Below are 4123 nucleotides of genomic sequence, written 5' to 3'. Positions count from 1 at the left end.
CATGATCCGCCGCTACATCATGTGACGGAACAAGCACGTCAGCAACGATCACCTGCGCATAGTGGTTGACAAGGCGAACGCTGCCTGAAGCGGCACTAGTAGGGATTCAGCCGTCCAACCAACTTACCATTGACAGTTGAACAGTTGCCGATGCTAGTTTCGTGGGGCATTGATCACGACGCCTGGGGGGGCTGCTCGGAATGTACCGCTCAGAAATATCGATTGACCTGGAAGCTGTCAGAAACAATGCGCAACAAGTGATTAGCGCCATTGGTTCTAGCGAACTGTGGGCCGTCGTGAAAGCGAACGCATATGGCCATGGTGCGGCTCTTGTAGCGCAAGCCGCGCTAGAAGCGGGGGCAAAGGCCCTATGTGTTGCGACTGTCGGAGAAGGGCTAGAACTACGGCATCGTCACCCAGACGTGCGGATCATCGTGATGGGGCCAGTCCACCCACGAGAGGTCGTCGATGCCGGGCAGGGCCAACTGGAGTGCATGGCATACGACGAAGCTAGTTTGAAGCGGTTGACCCGCGAAGTGCCGGTACACATTAAGGTCAATCTGGGGTTGAATCGATGGGGGTTCTCTGAGCTGCCGAAGGACCTGCCATTATCTACGGTGGGCGCCTTCGGGCATTTCTCCCATCCCTATTCGGACCGTCAAATGATGCTGAAGCAGTTGGATGAATTCACCTCCCGCATTAATGGAATATCAGGCGTCACACGGCACGTGGCAAATAGCTCCGCTACCCTAGAGTTGCCCAACAGTCATCTTGATGCCGTTCGATGCGGAAGTTCACTGCTCGGTCTGTCGTTTTCCGCAACTGTCCGGATGAGAGCCAACTTGAGGCCCGTGTTGCGCTGGACAAGCTACCTCGCGCAGACAAGGCGTCTCGCCCCGGGCGAAGCTGTTGGCTATGATGCCGCTTTCGTGGCCCAGGAGCCCATGCTGATGGGCGTCGTACCGGTCGGCTATGGAGATGGGTTCTCCTCCCGCCTCGCAGGTACCAGAATCCTGGTCGGCGACGAACCGGCACAGGTTATTGGTGCAATCGCTTCCGACGCCCTAGCCATCGCACTCAGGCGGCCAGCGCCAGTCGGTTCCCCTGTGACGCTAGTCGGAGACGGCATTCGCCTCGAAGATCATCTGAAGTTCGCGCGCATGACCAACTGGGAGTTGTGCACGGCGCTGCCCACGGCTCGGAGCAGGATTCGTCGACGAGTTGTTTAACCGAGTGGAACGAGGGAGATGCACATGCACGTAGGAGTTCTCGCCGGAGGCCCCAGTCCGGAGGGTAAGGGATCGCTTCTGTCCGCCGATTCTGCGGCCAAGGCCCTGGCAAACTTAGGGAATACCAGTGAACTGATCGACATATCGGAGCCGGGGTTCTGGTCAAGACTGACTAAGGTGCAGGCAGCGTTCATCGCTGGCCACGGCTGGTACGCGGAAGACGGGAAGTTGCAGGGCCTGCTTGAGTTGCTTGGGGTGCCTTACACCGGACCAGGGGTGCTGGCGAGTGCGCTGGGTATGCACAAGCCGACCTTCAAGCAGGTGCTCGTTGGTAAAGGGATCCCGACCCTGCCGTGGGCCACTCTCAACAAGACGGCCAGTCAGGAAGAGATCGCCAAGGCCACTGATCGGCTGGGTTTTCCGCTGTTCGCCAAACCTGCCTCCAACGGGGAGAGCTTCGAAGCTGGCATCGTCCGAACGGTCGGTGAGTTGCAGGAGCTGCTGGCGTCGGACGGCCCGTACTCCTCTCAGGAGTACATCGTGGAGCCGTTCGTGACTGGCAACACGCTCACCATCGGTGTCCTCCAGGAGGCTGACCGACTCATTCCACTGCCTGTACTGGAAGCAGTCTCACACAACGAGTTCTACGATGCGGAGTCCAAGCAGAACCCGGATCTTCACGAGTACCGCTGTCCTGCCCCTCTGCCCGATCACGTCATTGAGACGATCACGCAGCTGGCACTGAGGGCTTGGGAAGCATGTTCATGCCATGGTGTAACCCGCTTCGACTTCATGCTCGCCGAGCGAGGGCCTGTGATGCTGGAGATGAACACCGTGCCTGGCCTGACCCGGCAGGGGAACCTGGCAGCAATGGCAGAGGCCTCCGGGCTCGGCCTCAACCGGGTTATTGAGCTAATGCTGGAGAGTGCGTTCAACCGGCCCACGTACTGCCCATGATGCCTACCGGCACCGTGCGGCCCACCATCGAGCGGGTCCGCGGGTGGGCCCGTAACTGGGGGACAGGTTTTAACCGCACTTTCTGGGCCGTGTGGGCGGGATTGCTGGCGAATCAGCTTGGGTGCATGGCCATCCCGTTCCTTGGCTACTACCTCACCCAGGACCAAGGGGCCTCCGTCGCCACGACCGGCGTCATCCTGACCACATGTGGCGTTGGGGGAGTCGTCTCCCAGTGGGCCGGGGGCCTGCTCGTCGACCGCTTCGGTTACCGGACAACCCTCGTGGGAGGCATGGCTGCCGCGGGCGTAGCACTATTCGCCTTAGGCCTGAGCCAGAACCTCTACCTAATCGGCCTTTGCGCGTTTCTGGCCGGAGCATCCTCTGAACTATGGCGGCCAGCATCAGCAGCTATGGTCGCCCACCTCTTCAGACAGGACCAGTTGCCCCGGACCTACGGCATGCTCTACTGGGCTGTGAACCTCGGGTACGGATTCTCTATGATGCTCGGCGGTGTACTGACCAGGCATGGATTCACCCTGATCTTCATCATCAACATCGCCACCTGTCTCGCCAGTGCCGCGCTGGTTTGGAAGGCGCTACCCGCGGATGACATGGAGGGTCGAACCGCCGAAACGGCCTCAGGCAGTTATGTCGACGTGCTGCGGGACCGGCTGATGGTGGCCTATCTCGCGGCGACGTTCTGCTACGCGATCGTGTTCCGACAGGCTGGAACGACACTGCCGCTGGCCATGAACCTGGACGGCTTGTCGTCATCCGCGTTTGGGTTCATCATGACTGTCAACGCTGTCATCATCATCACGGTGCAACCTCTCATCCTGCCTTCGATTGGAAAGCTGAAAGAGAGCACAGCCCTCATCACGGGCATCGTGCTTATCGGCCTTGGGTTCGGTGCGACGGCGCTGGTGTCCTCGCCGGCGGGCTACACCGCAACAGTCGCCCTATGGTCACTTGGCGAAATCGCCGTGTTCTGCGTCAATCAGGCCATGGTCGCGCACCTGGCACCAGAACACCTTCGCGGCCGCTATTACGGTCTGTACGGCATGGCCTGGGCCGGGGCGATGCTCGCAGCACCGCTCATGGGCACCCGACTCCTAGAACACAGCGCGGTCCTACTGTGGACGGTTTGTGCCGTGCTGTGCCTCTTGGCCGTTGCCGTACAAGGGGCTATCGCGTCGAGGATGGCTCGGCGCCAAGGATGACGCCTCGACCCGCAAAGAAATGATGCAGCCTGCCCCAAGGCACCTGGGCGTACTGCTGCGACGCGTCTGGGTAGCCGGAAGGATTGTGGATTACCAAGTCCTCCGCAGTGGCGCCGACTCCAAGCACCAAGTGCCCGCCCGGCTCTGGAGGATTGTCTAGGGGGTGACGAATGGACGGATGGACCGAGAGCATCACAAGCTGCCCCCGGGCGATGACGGAAGGGATCTCGGAGGCCGCGAGTTCAGGTCGCACCTCCGCGACTAGACCAAACCGGTCCTCGATCCATGAAGCAAACGGCGCGTAGATGAGCCCACGGAGCCCGCCATCGTGCTTGACGTAGCCGCCGGCTGCCGTACATTCACTGGCCAGTTCCATCGCGGACGGAGCTGAGTGCCCGAAGTGTTCCAACGCCATGCGCAGACAGGCCATGCCGCACAATCGCCAGGACCACCACTCGTACTCTTGCGGACTGATGGCGCCGTAGTCGGCCCAATGCGGATCCTCGCTCGCTGGGATCTTGCCGGTCACGATGTCTTCCACCAGGTGGGCCGAGGCCCACTGCGCGTGGTAGGGGACCGTATGCACGGTGGCGATCACATTGCCCATAGCCGCACATCCTAGTGCCGCTTCAGGCAGCGTTCGCCTTGTCAACCACTATGCGCAGGTGATCGTTGCTGACGTGCTTGTTCCGTCACATGATGTAGCGGCGGATCATG

Annotated in this window: 4 protein-coding genes; 3 read left to right on the top strand and 1 reads right to left on the bottom strand. The window is 60.8% G+C overall.

Annotation, left to right across the window (positions count from 1 at the left end):
* Positions 1 to 200 precede the first annotated feature (200 nt).
* The 3 genes from alr (at position 201) to IG78_RS0140785 (ending at position 3406) form a co-directional block, all read left to right on the top strand.
* Positions 201 to 1229 carry an alanine racemase gene (gene alr / locus IG78_RS47320; protein ID WP_078965969.1) on the top strand — a complete coding sequence of 343 codons (1029 nt, stop codon included), beginning with the start codon at positions 201 to 203 and terminating at the stop codon, positions 1227 to 1229.
* Between the two features lie 24 nt (positions 1230 to 1253).
* Positions 1254 to 2186, top strand: a complete 933-nt coding sequence (locus IG78_RS0140790; protein ID WP_030574751.1) for a D-alanine--D-alanine ligase family protein — start codon at positions 1254 to 1256, stop codon at positions 2184 to 2186.
* A gap of 125 nt (positions 2187 to 2311) precedes the next feature.
* Positions 2312 to 3406 (top strand): MDR family MFS transporter, encoded by a 1095-nt coding sequence (locus tag IG78_RS0140785; protein ID WP_225882440.1) that lies wholly within the window; start codon positions 2312 to 2314, stop codon positions 3404 to 3406.
* On the opposite strand, the gene IG78_RS0140780 is transcribed toward IG78_RS0140785, so the two are convergent.
* On the bottom strand, positions 3372 to 4013 hold the full coding sequence (locus IG78_RS0140780) for a C39 family peptidase (protein ID WP_030574746.1): 642 nt from the start codon (positions 4011 to 4013) through the stop codon (positions 3372 to 3374). The two genes, IG78_RS0140785 and IG78_RS0140780, sit on opposite strands and share 35 nt — an antisense overlap.
* Positions 4014 to 4123 lie beyond the last annotated feature (110 nt).

Source organism: Streptomyces aureocirculatus (genome assembly GCF_000720475.1).
Classification (GTDB): domain Bacteria; phylum Actinomycetota; class Actinomycetes; order Streptomycetales; family Streptomycetaceae; genus Streptomyces; species Streptomyces aureocirculatus.
The sequence above is the reverse complement of the archived record's forward strand: the minus strand, read 5'-3'. Positions and strand labels throughout refer to the sequence as shown.

What these genes read in the sequence shown, in the direction of transcription:
- alr (WP_078965969.1), top strand. Translation starts at nt 201, where the DNA reads ATGTACCGCTCAGAAATATCGATTGACCTGGAAGCTGTCAGAAACAAT.
- IG78_RS0140790 (WP_030574751.1), top strand. Translation starts at nt 1,254, where the DNA reads ATGCACGTAGGAGTTCTCGCCGGAGGCCCCAGTCCGGAGGGTAAGGGA.
- IG78_RS0140785 (WP_225882440.1), top strand. Translation starts at nt 2,312, where the DNA reads ATGGCCATCCCGTTCCTTGGCTACTACCTCACCCAGGACCAAGGGGCC.
- IG78_RS0140780 (WP_030574746.1), bottom strand. Translation starts at nt 4,013, where the DNA reads ATGGGCAATGTGATCGCCACCGTGCATACGGTCCCCTACCACGCGCAG.